Raw genomic sequence first — 16,317 nt, forward strand, 5'->3', positions numbered from 1 at the left:
CGTTGCCGTCTTCCCGCACATGAGGGGGTTCGATGTCCGACCAGGAGGACGAGGAGCTGTGTGTACTCGTGCTCGACGAGGAGTTGCCGCGATGGCTCGCTGCCAACACCACCGCGGTGCTGGGCGTGGCGCTCGGTGCTCACGGTCTCATCCGGACGGGGCCGGAGCTCGAGGACGCGGAGGGGGAAATCCATCCGGGGATAGGGACCAGGCCGCTCCCGGTTCTCGGGGCACCCGGTGCGGAGCTGCCCGCGCTCCGACGTAAGGCAATCGGCTCGGGTGTCATGGTGATCGACTTCAACGAGGCGGCCCGGAACAGCCGTTCGTACGATGAGTACGAGAAGAATATAAGTATGGACGGAATGGGATATCTCGGAATCGCGCTTCACGGACCGCGCAAGCCCGTGAAGTCCATTTCGGGAAACCTGAAAAGCCTTCGATGAAGGTGTGTCGAAGTATTGTTTTGATCAGGGCGTTTCTGGTGCTCGAACGTTGGGATCGGTGTTATTTCGATGTCTCGCAAAAAATGGATTACTTTTCTGACCGATTACGGTTTGGAAAACAAGTTCGTGGGTATCTGCCACGGAGTCATGGCTCGTATCGCCCCGGATGCGCGCGTGATCGACGTTACCCATCTCGTGCCGCGTGGCGACCTCGGACACGGTGCCGAGATATTCCGGCAGGCCGTTCCTTATCTGCCGGAGGACGCCGTGCACCTCACAGTGGTCGATCCCGGTGTGGGGACTCCGCGCAAGCCCGTTGCCCTCGTGGTCGGTGACCGATTCTTCGTGGGACCGGACAACGGTATGATGCTGCGTGCCGCGGAAGAACTGGGTGGCGTCGACGCCGCGTACGCACTCGACGATCCCGGCTTCCGGCTCGGCACCATCTCGAACACCTTCCACGGGCGCGACATCTTCGCCCCGGCGGCCGCGCACCTCGCCGCCGGTGTCGCACCGGAGGAGTTCGGTCCCGCTGTTCCGGTCGACGAGCTGATCCGGATCCCCGACCCTGTCCGCCGAAACGAGGGGGACACGTTCTACGCCGAGGTCGTCGTAGAGGACCGCTTCGGGAACCTGCAGACATCGCTGGATTCCGGATTCCTCGAGTCGGGTGGGGCCACGGTCGGGACCAAACTCGAGTTGATCTCGAACGGGGAGACGTACCCGATTCCCTTCGTACACACGTTCGGCAGCGTCGCCGAAGGCGAGGCGCTGGCCCACATCGACTCCGCGGACCGGCTCGCCGTCGCGGTCAACCTGGGCAGCGCGGCGAACAAGTTCTCGTTGCACGAGGGTGACGCGCTCACACTGCGGCTCTCTTGAGAGTCGGTGGCACGGCAGCCGAAACGCAGTCCGGCGTGGCCCGGTTCGCAGCTGGGCCACGCGGCGTTCTGCCGCGTCGCGCTCGTACGGCGCGACGCCGCCTCACTCGCCCCGACGAACGGCCCGGTGACTCGTACCACGATCCGGAAGGCTCTCCGCCGGAACCGGGTTCGTGATTTCGTGTGGGAGTGGCAGTTTCGACACCTGTTCGCCGCGAAGCGGCGGTGAGCACCTCCGAGCCCGCCTGGCGAGGCCGTTCCGGAGCGTTCCGCGTCATGGCGGCACCTCGCCGTGGGGTGCCGTCCTCCCGCACGGCCCCCGAGTCGAGCGCGACGAGCCCGACGCGAGGCTCGCGCTCGCTGTCGGAAGCACGCCGGACGGGAGGGCGGTGAACGGTGCGAAAGCGTTCGGTGTGGCTGCTGGTGGCGATCGCGGCGCTGGCGCTGAACCTGCGCCCGCCGTTCACCGCGGCGGGCGCGCTGCTGCCGGACATCGCGGCCGGACTGGGGATGTCCCCCGGGCTCGCGGGTCTGCTGCCGACCCTGCCGGTGGTCTGCCTCGGCGTGTTCGCGCTCGCGGCCACCTCCATCCGCCGCAGGTGGGGCGACGAGGGCGTGGTCGCGGTCTGCCTGCCACTGCTGGTGCTGGGCAGTCTGCTCCGCGCGGGGCCGGGCACGGTGACGCTGTTCGGCGGCACGATCGTGGTCGGCGCGGCCGTCGGAATCGCCAACGTCACGCTCCCCGCCCTGATCAAGCGGGAGTACCCGGGCAGCGTAACGCTGGTGACCTCGCTCTACACCGTGTTCCTCACGCTCGGCAGCAGCCTCGCCGCGGCGCTGGCCGTGCCGCTGATGCGTGCCGCCGACGGCTCCTGGCGGGTGCCGCTGATCGCGCTGGCCGGGCTCGCGCTGCTGGCCGGCCTCGTGTGGCTGCCGTTCCTGCGGCGTGGTCGCGCGGTCGCCCCCGACTCCGGCGTTTCGGCCGTGGAGCTGCTGCGCAGCCCGCTGGCCTGGCAGGTGACCGCGTTCATGGGGCTGCAGTCGCTGCTGGCCTACGTGGTGTTCGGCTGGCTGCCCACCATCGCCCAGGACCGAGGGATGGCCGCCACCGCCGCTGGACTGGTGCTCTCGATGTCCACGCTGGTGCAGGCACTCGGCGCGATGGCACTGCCGCTGTTGGCGGGCAGACGTGCGGACCAGCGGGTGCTGGGTGTGTCGCTGCTGGCGGTCTCGGCGCTGGGGCTGCTCGGGGTCTTCCTGGCGCCGCTCTCCTGGATGTGGGCGGCGGCCGTGGTGCTCGGCTTCGGGATGGGCGCGCTGTTCGGCCTCGCGCTGAGCGTGATCGGGCTGCGTGCCGCGGACGCCGCCGTGGCGTCCCGGTTGTCGGCGATGGCGCAGGCTGTGGGATATCTGGTCGCGGCTACCGGACCGCTGCTCGTCGGGCTGCTGCACCAGATCAGCGGTGGTTGGACGCTGTCGATGTGGCTGCTGCTGGCGGTGTGCCTGTTCGGCGCGCTGGCCGCGCTCGGTGCGGGTAGGCCACTGCGCATCGGTGCGGACTCGGCGGTGCGCCGTTCGGGTGAGCGCTCGGTGGGCTGATCACCGAATCCGCTGTGTGCGCCGTTTCACCCTCCCAGTATCTTTCCGGGTGAGGGCCGGTACGTGGCAGGTATTCGCGACGCGGCGACCGCGTCCCACGACCGGGGTCCCCGACGCCGAGGAATCGGGAGAGGTCGATGGCGGGCAACAGCAGGCAGTCGGGTCGTTCGGTCACCGAGCGTGCGCTGAGCGTGCTCACCGCCTTCGGTCCGGACGCCGACAGGTTGTCGTTGACCGAGATCTCCCACCGCGCCGAGATCCCGCTGGCGACCGCGCACCGCCTGGTGGGGGAACTGGAAAGCTGGGGCGCGTTGCAGCGCGAGTCCGACGGGCGCTACGCGATCGGGTTGCGGCTGTGGGAGCTCGGGCTGCTCGCTCCGGTGCACACCGGGCTGCGCGGGGTGGCGATGCCCTACATGCAGCAGCTGCACGAGCAGACCGGCGCCAACGTGCAGCTAGCGGTGCGCGACGGGCTGCAGGCCGTCTACGTCGAGAAGCTCACCGGCAGGCGCTCCACCCCGATCATCTCCCGCAGCGGCGGCAGGCTGCCGCTGCACACCACCGGCGTGGGCAAGGTGCTGCTGGCGCACGCCTCGCGGGAGGACGTGCAGGAGTACTGCGCCCACCACCTCTCCCGCCACACCCCCTACACGATCGTCGAGCCGGGCAGGCTGGTGCGCGAGATCGGCGGGATCCAGCGGCGCGGTTTCGCCTGGACCACCGAGGAGATGACGCTGGGTTCCTGCTCGGTGGCCGTGCCCGTGCGTTCCGAGGGCGAGGTGGTGGCCGCGCTCGGGCTGGTGGTCGACAGCGCGCGTGCCGAGGTCGCCAAGCTGGTCCGGCCGCTCTCCCGGGCCGCCGGGTCGATCGGGGAGCGGTTGGCCGAGGCGAACCGGACGACGGCCGGTGTGGACTGATTGAGGTTTCCCGGTCGCGGGCGCTCGTGATCTGTCCGATTCGGACACATCACCGAAATCCCGGGCCGTCCCGTCCGGAATCGGATCCGCCGAAATTCCCTCGGAAGGATTGTCCGCGACCCGCGCCCGAGGCTCCCGTCGGGGATGACCCTGAGTTCCGCCCCTCGATAACGGGGCAGGATTCCGGATCGTTCTCGGGATGAACCCGCATGCGCCTCGCGATCTCTCGCGGAAAACTGTGCCGTGGCCGGAGAGGCCGCGGTTCGCGCACCGGTTCGCTCTCCCCGGCCGGTCAGTTTTCCGCGTCAGCGACAGCCGGGTGAAGCAGTGAGCTCCAGCCGTCCCGAAGAGTCCACAAGGGACAAAACAACCGAACGGGCGGACGCGGCCGAAACGGCCGGTTCCGCCGCACCGCGCGCTTCGGAGGTTCCTTCCCGCCGGGGTCGCGTCCGCGCGCTCGACGCCGTCCGCGGCCTGGCCATCTGCGGGATCCTACTGGTCAACATCCCGCAGATCACCCACATGCGCGGCGCCCCGGAACCGGGGGTGTACGTGCCCGCCGAGTACTGGTCGCAGCTGCTGGTTCACCAGCGGTTCTTCCCGGTCTTCTCGTTCCTGTTCGGGTTGAGCTTCGCGATCTTCCTGGACGGTGCCGCCCGCCGCTCCTCCGTGCCGCGAGTGGTGCTGCTGCGCAGGATGGTCGCTCTCGGCGTGGTCGGGGCGCTGCACCACTTCCTGCAGCCGGGTGAGGCGTTGCTGCCCTACGCGATCGTCGGCATAGCCGTGCTGCTGCCCGCCAGCTGGCTGCCCCGTTGGCTGGTGCTGCTCGCCGGTGTCCTCTGCACCGCCGCGGCCGTGCTGTTGCTGTACGGCGGTACCGCGCTCATTCCCGGACTGTTCCTGCTGGGGCTGGCCACCGCGCGGTACGGGGTCCACGCCCGGCTCGATCGGTCGAACACGGCCGTGGCGCTGGTGTTCGCGCTGTCGCTGGCCGCCGCCGCTCCGCTGCTCCACTGGCAGAGCGGTGACATCGTGCGCAACAGCTACTCCCACGGCGCGGCGGCGGCCGGGATCCTCCTCGCCTCGGCCTACGTCACCGGTCTGCTCCTGCTGCTGCGCACCCGGGTGGGGCCGGCGGTGTCCGCTGTTCTCGAACCGCTCGGCAGGATGGCGCTGACCAACTACCTGACGGCGACCCTGCTGGTCGTGGCCCTGGCGCCCGTGCTGGGGCTGCCGCACTCGATGCGGTTCGGCACGGCGTTCGCGCTCGCGGGGGGCATCCTCGGCGTGCAGGTTCTCTGGAGCCGCTGGTGGCTGCGCCGGTTCCGCTACGGCCCGTTCGAGTGGGCCTGGCGGGTCGTGACCTGGTGGTCGCCGGTTCCGCTGCGCGGTGCCGGGCAGGGCGTCTGATCGAGGTTTTTCGGTCGGGGTGTCGGGTCGCTCGGCGGAACCTCCCGACGGCTCTCGCTCCGGGAGGCCCGACATCGGGTAGGTGCCGCACGATGTCGGAACTCTCGATGATTCGGCGTGTGCGGGGTGGTTGTGGGGATCCGCCCCGCTGTGGCCGAATTATGTCGGCCGTTCACTCGGATGGTGAAAATCAGCGAGAGGTGTCGGGTGTCGGTTCGCCGCTTACTCACCCGAATGGCGGTCAAGCCGGACCGAATTTCCCGAACCATTCAGCTACCGGTCACCGACGTCTGCTGGCCGTCTGTCGCAGCGAACCCGAGGTGAGCGCATAGAACCCCCTCGTGGCTGTTCTAGTCGGGTGCACGTGCAGATGCGCCGAGTAGGCGGCGCCGGAGCCGTTCCGACGGTTCCGCCCGCTTCGGCCGTTGGTTTCGCGCAATCACCCTTGGAGGCGGGAAAATTGACCGCGACACCTGGATACGCCGCGAGAGACAACCGCGGTGACAACGGGATTCGAATCTGTTCGACCGGGCTCACCGACACGTGTGATCTGCCGAGCTCCGTGGAGGAGCTGGCCGACCTCGCCGTCGGAACGCTCGATTGGACGGGCAGCGTGCTGCCCGCGGTGCGGCTGCTGGGGCGGCGTGTCGTCCCGGTCGCCGAGCTGGTTCCGGACGCGCACGCCGAACGGGTCTGCGTCGGCAGTGCACCGGTGCTGGACCGCACGGAGATCGCCACCTGGGTGTGGCCGGAGATGAGCGACCGGGTGCCGCCCGCCGCAGCGCGGCTGTCCGGGGTGCTCGCCCCGGCGCGGCACTGGCGTACCGCGCTGACCGCCGTGGTGCCCTTCGCGCGCTTCACCAGCGCGGCGATCGTGGTCCCGCGCAGCGTCAGCGACCGCGACGGTTTCGTCTCGACCTGCCTGATCAGAGCCAGGCAGTTCGGCGTGGCGGTGCTCAGCGCCGACGAGAACAGCATCCGCGTGGAGCTGGAGGGCAGGTCGTTCGCGGACAGCGCTCCCGTGGAGCAGACCGCCGTTTCCCGCTGGGTCAACGAAGTGGTCTACGACCAGCTGCTGGCTTCCGAGACCCCCGCGCCTTCGCGCAACTGAGGCACAACGACCGGTTTCGACACGTGCGCTGCCGAATGTGCGCTGCCGAAACCGCCCGACACCGTGGTTGGAAGATCGCCTGCCGGATGTTCGGCGCTCGTAGGCGGTTCGCGGGATCTCGTGGGGGTCCACGCGCGATACGAGCAGCCCCGGGTTCTTCGGCGGAGTCCGGCGCGGGCCCGGTGTCGGTTTCCAGGCGGGGAGCGGCGAGGATCGCGGCGAGCGGTCACTGACTGACATATCGGCGAGGGCCGACATCGCGGGTGCGGTGTCGGCCCTTCTCGTGTTCGCGGGTCGTCCTTCGGCGGGGTCACGCCGCGACGAGCAGATGTCGTTCGCCGTGCCCGCCGCGTAGTGGGGCCAGGACGCTGCCCACCGCCAGCGTCAGCACCGTGCCGATCAGCCACAGCAACCCGAGTGGCTGGTGCGGCACGGCCGGGCCCAGCGTGCTCGCCGCCGTCACAGCGCACCCCCGTGCTCGCCGAAGCGTTCGCGGAGCTTGCGACTGGTCTCCTGTTCCTGGCGCTCCTGTTCGCGGCCGTGCTCGATCGCCGCGCTCATGCAGATGTCACAGGTCGGCACCAGCCAGTCCACCTCGGACGGATCCGTCAACACCACGTGCTGCCCGCACAACGTGTCACGCCGCTGCTCCGGACGCGGCCGAACCTCCCGGGAAAACGCGTGCCGAAACCCGCCCACCGGGTTCCACCACACCACCGGACCCGACCAACCCCACCCCAACAACGGAACCTCAAGCATCAGGAACACTCCTTACTACTCAAAGTACATGTAAAATCACCTTTCGTTATCGACAGTAGATGACGACTATCTAATTAGATAGCCAGATCACCAGAAAGCGTGACGCAGTGAAGGAGCGTTCGATGGCCCCGAGCTCACCGACCGTCGCCGCCTGGGAACTCGGACGTCGGCTCCGCGAGAAGCGCGACGAAGCCGGGTTGAGTGCCACCGCCGCTGCCAAGCGGTTCGGGATCACCGCGGCCTACCTGTCGGAGTTCGAGAACGGGAAGAAAAACATCGGCGAGGAACGACTCACGACGCTGGCCGAGGCGTACGAGCTCGATGACCAAGAAGCCGCTGAGCTACGTAGCCTGCGCGACGAGGCGGGTAACCGTGGCTGGTGGAGCGACTACTCGGCACTGTTCAGCGACGAGCTACTGCGCTTTTTCGGCTACGAACACGGCGCGGAGAACGTGCGCTCCTACGACAGCGCCATCGTCAACGGACTACTGCAAACCGAGAACTACGCCCGAGCCGTTATCGAGGCAGGCGCGCCCAACATCCGGCTGGCCGAAGTGGAACGCAGGCTCGAATGCCGCAGGAGGAGACAGCATCGCATCACCGGCTCGGAGCCGCTCCAGCTCAGCTCGGTGATGAGCGAAGCAGCGCTGCATCAACGGATCGGCGGCACCGAAGTGCTTGCCGAGCAGCTCGACCACCTCATCGAGCTCATCGACGCTTACCCTGACACTCTCGACATTCGCGTCGTGCCCTTCGAAGCGACCGGGCACGACGCGATCGGCGGTTCACCCTTCCTGCTCATGACGTTCCCCACCGGCAAGCTGCCCATGCTGCTGTGGCACGAAACCGTGACGAGCACACAACTGATCACCGATTCACTGACCATTCGCGAACACAGCCTCGCACACACCGAAGCGAGCAAAGCCGCCCTGAACCGCGAAGAGTCGTTGGGCAAGATCACTTCGGCTTCCCGAAACTTGCGGGGATAACTACAGTCCCAGGTATGGCAGGAAAAAACGCACCGCACACTTGGCGTAAATCCAGCCGCAGCGCCAACAACGCCCACTGCGTCGAGGTGGCCTTGACCAGTGGGGCCGTCGGCATTCGCGACACCAAGGATCGCCCGGGCGGCACCCTCACCGTGACTCCCGCGGCCTGGGCCGGGTTTATGGACCGCCTCAAGACCGGCGACTACGGCCAGGGCTGACCTCGCGCGCACGCCGCTACGCCGTGGCCGGGGCGTCAATTTTCCGCGAAATTCACGAAGCCCCGGTGCGATGGACTGAGCGTTGTGCGGTTGTCGGCCGGTGGCTCGGGGCCGGTCTGCTTGGGCCGCGGGGCTGAGGGGGACGGCTACCGGAATTAGACAACTTTACTGTAACGATTTGTTCGGTTTCCGAAGGTTTCATCGGAAGATTTAGCGCTCGGTGGTCTGGCGACTCTGCCGTGGTGGCCCCGAGTTGATCGTCCGGTGTCAGCGGTGTCGGTACTGACCGCTCGGACTGTGATCCTGCTGCTGGCATCGGACGGAATCAGTGAAGCAATACGAAGTGTGTCCGGAAACGGACTCCTTCTTTTGTTTGCTTTCGCAAATCAGTGGTTGAGCAGCTGAAATCTATCCCGAAAACATGAGGCTTGTTGCTGAACGTAATCGTTCGATGATCCGCTGCTGACTCTACATCGGGCTTCCCGGTGAGTCAGTACTGGGTAGGAACGTGGGTGAAGATCACGGAGCTGGGTGAGTAGTGGCGGTAGCTCTCACTCGCACGAGGGATCACTACAGGTGGACTGAGCCGTTCGAGTGATCGCAGTGTGTTTTCCGGAACACGTTAGAGTGTCGATCGTCATAGTGATAGTGGGTCTGTTCTGCTGACGTGGCGTGCGCTGGTCCGGCAGGATGTGGCCCGGTTTCGGATCATGGCCCAGGGGACCAGGGGGAAGCAGACGTGAGCCAGCAGGACGGCTTCGGTGTCGACCACGAGAAGCTGAAAGCAGCAGTCGAAGACCTGCGAAAAGCGCGGGACGATGCTAAGGATCTTGCTAAGGAGTCGCAGTCGATCGAGCCCGGTGAATTGACCGCATACGATGACACCACCGGAAAAGCTCGCGAGGCGTTTCAGAGTCGTATGAGCGGACCCGAAGGGTCTCTTCGTGCTGCTGCTGAAAAAATCGAAAATAAATTGAACGAGAAGATAGCCGCTTACGATGCCCTGCTGCGGGAGTACGGCTTGGCCGAAGACAACGCGTCGGTGGCCCAGCGAGATGCGGAGAGGCAGAGCTGAGTATCGTGGATAGCTTCATGACTAAGGTACAGCGTGGCGCTGTAGCTGCGGGTGCTCTCACGCTGAGTTTTGTGCTCGCCGCATGTTCTGCTGACTCCACGGGGGAGACTGGATCTTCGACGGAAACAACTACTGACAGTGTTACTTCGTCGACTTCGCAGTCTGGAACCGAGATAGACGCCCCGAAGGATGCCGCCTCTATCGATCCATGTGAATTACTGACCGATGACGCTTCGGCCGCGCTGGGCATGGAAGCTGACGGAGAGAGCAGTCCGAACGATCTCAAGCCGAGCCTTCCTGATATATGTCGGTGGGAAAGCGTTGAGAATTCTTTCACTACGGTATCCTTGACCGCTTTTTCTGATCGATCTATTCAGCAGTATTACGACAACAAGTCGACTTACGGATATTTTGAGAAACTTGATGTTTCCGGCTATCCCGCCGTTGTGGCAAATACTGAGGATCCAGCTAATAGTGCTGATTGCGTGATGTACATGGCCGCGAGCGCAAATCAGGTAGTCATGTCGTCCACGGATATTTCTCCTAATGATGTTGGCAAGGTGAATCCGTGTGATTTGTCGCGGAAGTCTCTGAAACTGTCGTTGCCGTCGTGGCCTGCGGCGAAGTGAGAGGTGGGGGTAATGTCTTCTGTCGTTCCGATGAAGTGTTATGCGAGTCAGGCGAAGGACATTCGGGCGAGTATGGCCGGATCACCCGATGCGCCCAGCCTGCCTTCGGCTAGTAGCCAGGGGTCGAGTTCGCTTAGCGCCGCCGCTTCGAAGTTCAAAAGCATCGTCGAAACCGTCAACTCGGCACTGGGCAAGGCCGAAGAGGCTCACGAGGGCCGTGCGGCCGAGATCGCCAAGGCTTCGGTATCCGCGGTCAAGCCGGTCGTCGACAACGCGGCCGATTTCTGCGAAACCGTGCAGGACTCGTTGGACGCTCAGGCCGGCACGCAGCACAAGACCTTCCAGGATCTCCCCGTCGAGGGTGGCAAGCTCTCCGATGGTGGTCCGGCTCAGTTGGAGGTTCCGGAGAAGAATTGGGCGGATGACAGTGGGGTCAGTGGTTTTCCCGGGTTGGGGTGGACCAGTGATTACGAGGAGAAGCAGGAGCGTTATCGGGCTACGAATGAGGAGGCCAACAGTGTGATGGTTCGGTATACGGAGCAGACGACGGCGGCCACGCGGGGGTTGCCGGAGTTCACGCCGTCGGAGGAGTCCGATACCGACGCGTCGCGGCAGGCCAGTTATGGCGGTAGTGCGGGCAGTGTGGTGGCGGGCAGCACCTTTGACAACAGTGTGGGTTCGGGCTATGCGGCGTCGGCTTCCTCGTCCTCGGCGTGGGCCGGGGGTTCTGGTGGTTCGGTTGGTTCGGTCGGTGGGTCGCATGTCCCGTCGGGTGGTTCCGGTGTGGGTGGTGGTTCCTACACGTCGCAGCCGGCTGGTTCGGGGTCGGCGTGGGTGAGTCCCTCGGGTGGTGGTTCCGCGGGCGGTGGTTCGCTTTCTCCGGGGGCGGTGCGTGGTTCGGACGGCACGGTCTACCGGCAGGGTCCTGATGGGGGTTGGCAGCGGCAGAATCCGTATAACGGCCGGTGGGCGCCGGCTCCGAACGGTCCGCCGGGGGTGTCCGGTGGTTCCGGTTCGGGTGGTCGTGCCGGTGGCGCGGGCGGTGTGGGTGGTGCCCGTGGTGGTGGTTCCGCTGGAGGTGTCGGTGGTCGTGCCGGTGGGCTCGGTGGTTCCGGTTCGGGTGAGCCGGCCGCTGGTGGTCGGTCCGGGACGGGTTCTTATGGTTCGAGGGGCGGTGGCTCGGTGGTGTCGGGTTCCAATGCTGCTGCTGGTGGTGCTCGTGGTGGGCCGATGGGTGGTGCCGGGGCTCGGCAGGGCGATGGTGGTGGTGAGGAGGAGCACGATCGTCCGAGCTGGCTGGTCGAGGACGAGGACGTGTTCACCAACGACATGCAACGTGTCGCCCCGCCGGTGCTGGGTGAGACCCCCTACGAGCAGGGCCGCTGACCAGCGGTATCACCGAAGCGAGGCGACAGGCCGTCCCGCCCCGACAACGGGACGGCCGCCCAATCGAGACCGAGGCGAACACTCGCGTGGAGCCGGGCGCGGGCGTGCTCAACCGGGCACGTCCCACTGGCCGTGCCACAGGGCTCCTGGCGGTCGCCACGCGAGTTCCCTCCGCCCCGCGCCCGCGAACGCACGGCGCGTGGATCGGCTGAAACAACGGAAATGACGGTGCGAAACCAGATCTCTGTCGGCCCAGCGGCCGCCATCTACCTGTGTGAGCGTTACGACCTGATGATCCACCCGCTGTTACGGGTGGGCATGTTGTCGGTGCAGCTCGACGAGGACGAGCGGGTACGGATCCCCGAAGAGGGCCGGGCCGAGCTGCAACGACAGGGGTTGATCCAGACCGACGAGGTGCACCCCTTCCTCGACGACGCCTGGCACCTGCTCGCCTATCCGCCGCTGGCGCTCGGCATGGCGGTGCGCGACGACCGGGAGAGCTTCAACGCGGTGCTGGCTGAGCAGGGCCGCGGCACGCTGCGCGCCTACCAGGCCGACGCCCCCGATTCCGGCTCGGCGGAGAACATCCTGCTCGACCGGCAGGAGTACGGCGGCCTCGGCGGCAACGCCGTCAAACTGCTCGGCGAGCTGAAACCGATCTCCGGCGGCTCGGCCAGCGTGCCCACCGAGCTGCTCAAGCAGGCCGAGCAACGGATGAGCTCCGACCCCTCCGGCAACGCCATGAGCGCGCTCGCCTCCGTCGGTATTCGGCAGAACGACGCCCGGGTACTCGGCAACGTCATCACCACACCGCGCGGCACCGAGGCGGTAATCACCGCCCGCCGCCACGACCGCAAGGTCAACCGGACGCACAAGCTGCCCAACGGACTGCAGGTCTTCCGCACCGAGCAGGGCTGCTACATGACCCAGCAGAGCACCGGAAGCGACGGGCGCGAGTGGTTCACCGTCGCGCCCGCCGATCAGCGCAAGATCACCGCCAAGCTGGAGGAGATGCTCGAACACCTCCGTCGGAGGTGAGGTCATCTCTCCGACCGTCGTGGGTGGTCGCTTGGCGGAACCCCTCTGGCACGGTTCTCGCTGTGGGTCCGGCGACATCGGGTAGCGACCTACACAACGTCTCCGGCGTCCTCGCGAGAACCGCACCGGAGAACCCGCGGCGGTGCCGACTGCGTGAGTGGTGGGAGCTCGGCCCTGCCGGGGGTGATCGGGGCTCGGCCCGCGTCGAAGGGGCGCGGCGATTTCGCGAGAAATCGACGCAGCCGGGGCCGAGCCGCCGCCCCGGGTGCGCTGCGGATGACGGCCGGGCCGGGAAAGCCCGGTCAGCTGCCGAGGACGCGGGTCAGGTAGGGGTTGCCGAACAGCCGGTCCGGGTCCAGCCGGTCCCGCACCCGCAGGAAGTCGTCGAACCGGGGGTAGCTGCCGCGCAGCTCCTCGGCGCCGAGCCCGTGCATCTTGCCCCAGTGCGGTCTGCCCCCGACCTCCCGCACGATTCCCTCGAAGGTGTCGAACCACTCGCGGTACGGCATCCCCTTGTACTGGTGGATCGCGACGTAGGCGGTATCGCGTCCGTGGGCGGTGGACAGCCAGATGTCATCGGCCTCGGCCAACCGAACCTCGACGGGGAACATCACCGGATGGCGTAACCGCGCCACGGCATCCCGCAGCCGCTCGATCACCTCGGGCAGCCGCTCGCGCGGGATCGCGTACTCCGACTCCACGAACCGAACGGTCCGGCTGGTCACGAACACCCGGTGCGAGGTGTCGCCGTAGGAGCGCCCCGACCAGGTGGCGCCGCAGATCCGGTTCAGCCGCTTCACCAGTGCGGGGCGGCGCCTGCCGATCTCGCACGCGAGACCGAACAGCCCGTTCTCCAGCACCCGGTACTCCAGCCAGGACCGCACCGGGTGCAGCGGTCGGGGACGTTCGCGCTCGGGCAGCCTGTTGTTGCGTTTGACCAGGGTGTGCGTGCTGTGCGGGAACCAGTAGAACTCGAAGTGGTCGTTCTCGGCGGCGTACCGCTCGAACTCGGCCAGTACCTCGTCGAGCTGCCGCGGCTGCTCCTCGGCCGCCAGCGCGAACGCGGGAACGCAACGCAGCGTCACCGTGCTGATCAGACCCAGCGCGCCCAGACCGACCCGGGCCGCGTCGAACACCTCGGGGTTCTCGGTGGGGGAGCAGCGCAGCGTCGAACCGTCGGCCAGTACCAGTTCCAGCGCCGTCACCTGGGTGGCCAGCCCGCCCAGGTTCGCCCCCGTGCCGTGGGTGCCGGTGGATATCGCGCCTGCCACGGTCTGCCGGTCGATGTCGCCGAGGTTGGGCAGTGCCAGTCCCAGCCGGTCCAGCGACTCGTTGAGCAGGTGCAGCGGCGTGCCGCCGCGAACCGTGACCGTCCCCCGGTCGGGGGCCACATCGGTGATCCCGGTCCACCCTGAGAGGTCCAGTGCCACGACCTCGCCGCGTTCCCCGGACGGCAGCGGTGCGGCGATCTCGCTGAACGAGTGGCCGGACCCCAGCGGGCGCACCCCGTGGCCCGCGGCACGCGCCTCGGTGACGGCGGTGACGAGGTCGGTCCGGTCGCGCGGGCGTGCGGTTCGGCTCTCGGGCGCGACCACCGTGCTCGCCCAGTTCGACCACGTGGTTCGGGTAATCGTCATGACCGTATCGTCCTTCCGCCGCCGATTCCCGGAAAATTATGTGAATATCTCTCGCGTAACAAGGGGTGCGGGCTTACCTTGAAATGCGTGACCCCGTCGGCAGCACCCACCATCGCCGGCTCCGCGACACGGCTGGACGCCGTGACCGCCGAGCTGGAACCACCTTTCGGGGTGGCGGATCTGGACGCGTTCGACCGCAATGCCGCCGAGCTCGCGAGACGCGCCGACGGCAAGCCGATCCGCCTGGCCACGAAGTCGCTGCGCTGCCCCGAGCTGATCCGTCGCGCACTGCGCTCACCGGGGTTCGCGGGACTGATGTGCTACAACCTGCCCGAGGCGCTCTGGCTGTACCGGCTGGGAATCTCCGACGACCTGCTGGTCGCCTACCCCACGGTCGACCACGCGGCGCTGGCGGAACTGGCCGCCGATCCGGGCGCCGCCGCCGCGGTCACGATCACCGTCGACTCCGCCGAGCAGCTCGACCTGATCGAGCGAGCGACCTCCGACACCGCCGAGCGACTGCGGATCTGCATGGAGGTCGACGCCGCCTGGCGTCCGCTGGAAGAGTCATTCGTGTCCCGCGTTCCCGGGCTCGGCGCGAAGCTCGGCGAGCGGCTGCACGTAGGTCCGTTGCGCTCGCCGGTGCGTTCGCCGCGACAGGCACGCGAGCTGACGCGGGAGATCCTGCGGCGGGAAGCCTTCCGGCTCGTCGGACTGCTGGTCTACGAAGGACAGATAGCCGGGATCGGTGACGCTCCACCCGGGCAGCCGCTGCGCGCGGCTGCCGTCCGGTGGGTGCGGCGAGGCTCGGCCAGGGAACTCGCCCACCGCCGCGCGGCGGTCGCCGAGGCCGTCGGTGAGCTCTGCCCGCTGGAATTCGTCAACGGCGGTGGAACCGGCAGCCTGGAGACGACCACGACCGAATCGGCCGTCACCGAGGTAGCGGCGGGCTCGGGGCTGATAGGACCGACCCTGTTCGACGCCTACGAGGCGTTCCGACCGCTGCCCGCCGTGCTGTTCGCGCTGCCGGTGGTACGTCGCCCCGACCGTCGTAGCGCCACCCTCTTCTCCGGTGGATACACGGCTTCCGGGGCAGCGGGACCGGATCGGCTTCCCAGCCCTTACCTGCCCAGTGGACTGCGACTGACCGGAACCGAAGGCGCCGGGGAGGTACAGACCCCCGTCGTGGGGCCGGGAGCACGGCGTCTCCGGCCGGGTGATCGGGTTTGGTTCCGGCACGCGAAGGCAGGCGAGCTGGCCGAGCGGCTTCCCGAGTACCACCTGCTCGAATCCCCCGACTCCGGAGCGGACCGCAGGCTCGGTGCCGTCGACACTTACCGCGGCGCCGGCAAGTCCTTCGGCTGATCCTCCGAGATCCTGCTGGACAGGTAACCGCGGACCAGCTCCCTCGCCTCGTTGACCAGTGTCTGGTCACCCTCGGGAGCGCGCCGGAACGCCAGGTGCAGCACCGCGTCGGCGGCCTCCACCGCGACCGAGAGCGGTAGCTCCAGTTCACCCGGCGGCATCCCGAAACGATCCGAGATGAGACTGGTGAGCTTCTCCGCGATCACCGCGTTGTTGTCCTTGGTCTCGTGCAGCAGCCGCAGATCCACCACGTCGCCGAAGTGCAGCTTGCTGAACGCGGGGATCTCCCGGTGCATCCCCAGGTAGACGTCGAAGACCGTGTCCACGGCGTCCCACCAGTGGGCGAGCTCTATCCGGTCCAGTCGTTCGGAGACCGTCTGCACGAAGCGGTCCAGATTGCGCAGCGTCAGCTCCTGCACCACCGCGCGTTTGTCCGGAAAGAACTGGTACAGCGAACCGACGGCGACACCGGCACGTTCGGCTATCAGTGTCGTGGTCAGCCCGTCGTACCCCACCTCATCGATGAGCTGTGCGCAGGACTCCAGCATCCGCTCGACACGCTGGGCGCTGCGTTGCTGGACGGGCTTGCGGCGCAGCGGGGCTACTTCGGTTGGCAAGGTGACTCCTTGATCGTATCCGAGCTCCAGGTTTTCCCGGACCGAGTCCGAGGCGCGCCGCAGGCGCCAGCGGCCAGGCAAGCGGCACGGCTTGCCTAGTCTCGCGCTCTTACAGCGATCATGCTTCCTGAGCGGTCCTTCAGAGTGTCAGTCGATAGGGTGAGCAGTGATCCTTCGTCCGCACGACCGCCGCTGCCGCCGGCCCGGCGAACCGTGCCGACGTCGGCGGGATCCAGCGCCCGA

At 67.2% G+C, this 16,317-nt stretch carries 17 protein-coding genes; 13 read left to right on the forward strand and 4 right to left on the reverse strand.

The window, feature by feature from the left end:
• The first annotated feature begins 68 nt into the window (after positions 1-68).
• The 6 genes from J2S53_RS16390 to J2S53_RS16415 all read left to right on the forward strand — a co-directional run bounded on the left by J2S53_RS16390 (position 69) and on the right by J2S53_RS16415 (position 6,361).
• A complete protein-coding gene (locus J2S53_RS16390) occupies positions 69-443 on the forward strand; it encodes a DUF2000 domain-containing protein (protein ID WP_456241705.1) in 375 nt (124 codons plus the stop codon).
• A gap of 69 nt (positions 444-512) precedes the next feature.
• Positions 513-1,325 (forward strand): SAM hydrolase/SAM-dependent halogenase family protein, encoded by an 813-nt coding sequence (locus tag J2S53_RS16395; protein ID WP_456241706.1) that lies wholly within the window; start codon positions 513-515, stop codon positions 1,323-1,325.
• Positions 1,326-1,720: 395 nt separating this feature from the next.
• Positions 1,721-2,923 carry a CynX/NimT family MFS transporter gene (locus tag J2S53_RS16400; RefSeq protein ID WP_456241707.1) on the forward strand — a complete coding sequence of 401 codons (1,203 nt, stop codon included), beginning with the start codon at positions 1,721-1,723 and terminating at the stop codon, positions 2,921-2,923.
• A 137-nt stretch (positions 2,924-3,060) separates the two neighbouring features.
• Positions 3,061-3,840, forward strand: a complete 780-nt coding sequence (locus J2S53_RS16405; RefSeq protein ID WP_456241708.1) for an IclR family transcriptional regulator — start codon at positions 3,061-3,063, stop codon at positions 3,838-3,840.
• Between the two features lie 327 nt (positions 3,841-4,167).
• Positions 4,168-5,250 carry a DUF418 domain-containing protein gene (locus tag J2S53_RS16410; protein ID WP_456241709.1) on the forward strand — a complete coding sequence of 361 codons (1,083 nt, stop codon included), beginning with the start codon at positions 4,168-4,170 and terminating at the stop codon, positions 5,248-5,250.
• 460 nt (positions 5,251-5,710) lie between these two features.
• Entirely contained in the window at positions 5,711-6,361 is a 651-nt protein-coding gene (locus J2S53_RS16415; RefSeq protein ID WP_175530082.1) for a hypothetical protein, read from the forward strand.
• 310 nt (positions 6,362-6,671) lie between these two features.
• On the opposite strand, the gene J2S53_RS16420 is transcribed toward J2S53_RS16415, so the two are convergent.
• Both J2S53_RS16420 and J2S53_RS16425 read right to left on the reverse strand, forming a co-directional pair.
• Positions 6,672-6,824 (reverse strand): hypothetical protein, encoded by a 153-nt coding sequence (locus J2S53_RS16420; protein ID WP_456241710.1) that lies wholly within the window; start codon positions 6,822-6,824, stop codon positions 6,672-6,674.
• Complete coding sequence (locus J2S53_RS16425; protein WP_456241711.1) at positions 6,821-7,120, reverse strand: zinc finger protein; 300 nt, start codon at positions 7,118-7,120, stop codon at positions 6,821-6,823. Before J2S53_RS16425 ends, J2S53_RS16420 begins: the two co-directional genes overlap by 4 nt.
• A gap of 122 nt (positions 7,121-7,242) precedes the next feature.
• Between J2S53_RS16425 and J2S53_RS16430 the strand changes: the two genes are divergently transcribed.
• From J2S53_RS16430 to J2S53_RS16455, 6 genes are all read left to right on the forward strand, one after another.
• Positions 7,243-8,109 (forward strand): helix-turn-helix domain-containing protein, encoded by an 867-nt coding sequence (locus J2S53_RS16430; RefSeq protein ID WP_456241712.1) that lies wholly within the window; start codon positions 7,243-7,245, stop codon positions 8,107-8,109.
• A 14-nt stretch (positions 8,110-8,123) separates the two neighbouring features.
• Entirely contained in the window at positions 8,124-8,327 is a 204-nt protein-coding gene (locus J2S53_RS16435) for a DUF397 domain-containing protein (RefSeq protein WP_456241713.1), read from the forward strand.
• 739 nt (positions 8,328-9,066) lie between these two features.
• Positions 9,067-9,402 (forward strand): hypothetical protein, encoded by a 336-nt coding sequence (locus J2S53_RS16440; protein WP_456241714.1) that lies wholly within the window; start codon positions 9,067-9,069, stop codon positions 9,400-9,402.
• A 17-nt stretch (positions 9,403-9,419) separates the two neighbouring features.
• The gene (locus J2S53_RS16445) at positions 9,420-10,031 is read left to right on the forward strand and encodes a DUF3558 domain-containing protein (RefSeq protein WP_456241715.1); all 612 of its coding nucleotides are present in this window, start codon (positions 9,420-9,422) and stop codon (positions 10,029-10,031) included.
• Between the two features lie 72 nt (positions 10,032-10,103).
• Positions 10,104-11,417, forward strand: a complete 1,314-nt coding sequence (locus J2S53_RS16450) for a hypothetical protein (protein ID WP_456241647.1) — start codon at positions 10,104-10,106, stop codon at positions 11,415-11,417.
• Between the two features lie 222 nt (positions 11,418-11,639).
• Positions 11,640-12,455: an ESX secretion-associated protein EspG gene (locus J2S53_RS16455; RefSeq protein ID WP_456241716.1), complete on the forward strand. Its 816-nt coding sequence runs from the start codon at positions 11,640-11,642 to the stop codon at positions 12,453-12,455.
• Positions 12,456-12,757: 302 nt separating this feature from the next.
• Here the strand turns inward: J2S53_RS16455 and J2S53_RS16460 are convergent, their stop codons facing one another.
• A complete protein-coding gene (locus J2S53_RS16460) occupies positions 12,758-14,092 on the reverse strand; it encodes a D-arabinono-1,4-lactone oxidase (protein ID WP_456241717.1) in 1,335 nt (444 codons plus the stop codon).
• A gap of 87 nt (positions 14,093-14,179) precedes the next feature.
• Here J2S53_RS16460 and J2S53_RS16465 point away from each other — a divergent pair, with 87 nt between their 5' ends.
• Positions 14,180-15,457, forward strand: a complete 1,278-nt coding sequence (locus J2S53_RS16465; protein WP_456241718.1) for an alanine racemase — start codon at positions 14,180-14,182, stop codon at positions 15,455-15,457.
• Here the strand turns inward: J2S53_RS16465 and J2S53_RS16470 are convergent.
• Positions 15,427-16,074, reverse strand: coding sequence for a TetR family transcriptional regulator (locus J2S53_RS16470; RefSeq protein ID WP_092925261.1), 648 nt, complete (start codon positions 16,072-16,074; stop codon positions 15,427-15,429). The genes J2S53_RS16465 and J2S53_RS16470 overlap by 31 nt on opposite strands.
• Positions 16,075-16,317: the final 243 nt, after the last annotated feature.

The sequence above is a fragment of the Actinopolyspora lacussalsi genome (assembly GCA_030803735.1).
Lineage (GTDB): Bacteria > Actinomycetota > Actinomycetes > Mycobacteriales > Pseudonocardiaceae > Actinopolyspora > Actinopolyspora lacussalsi.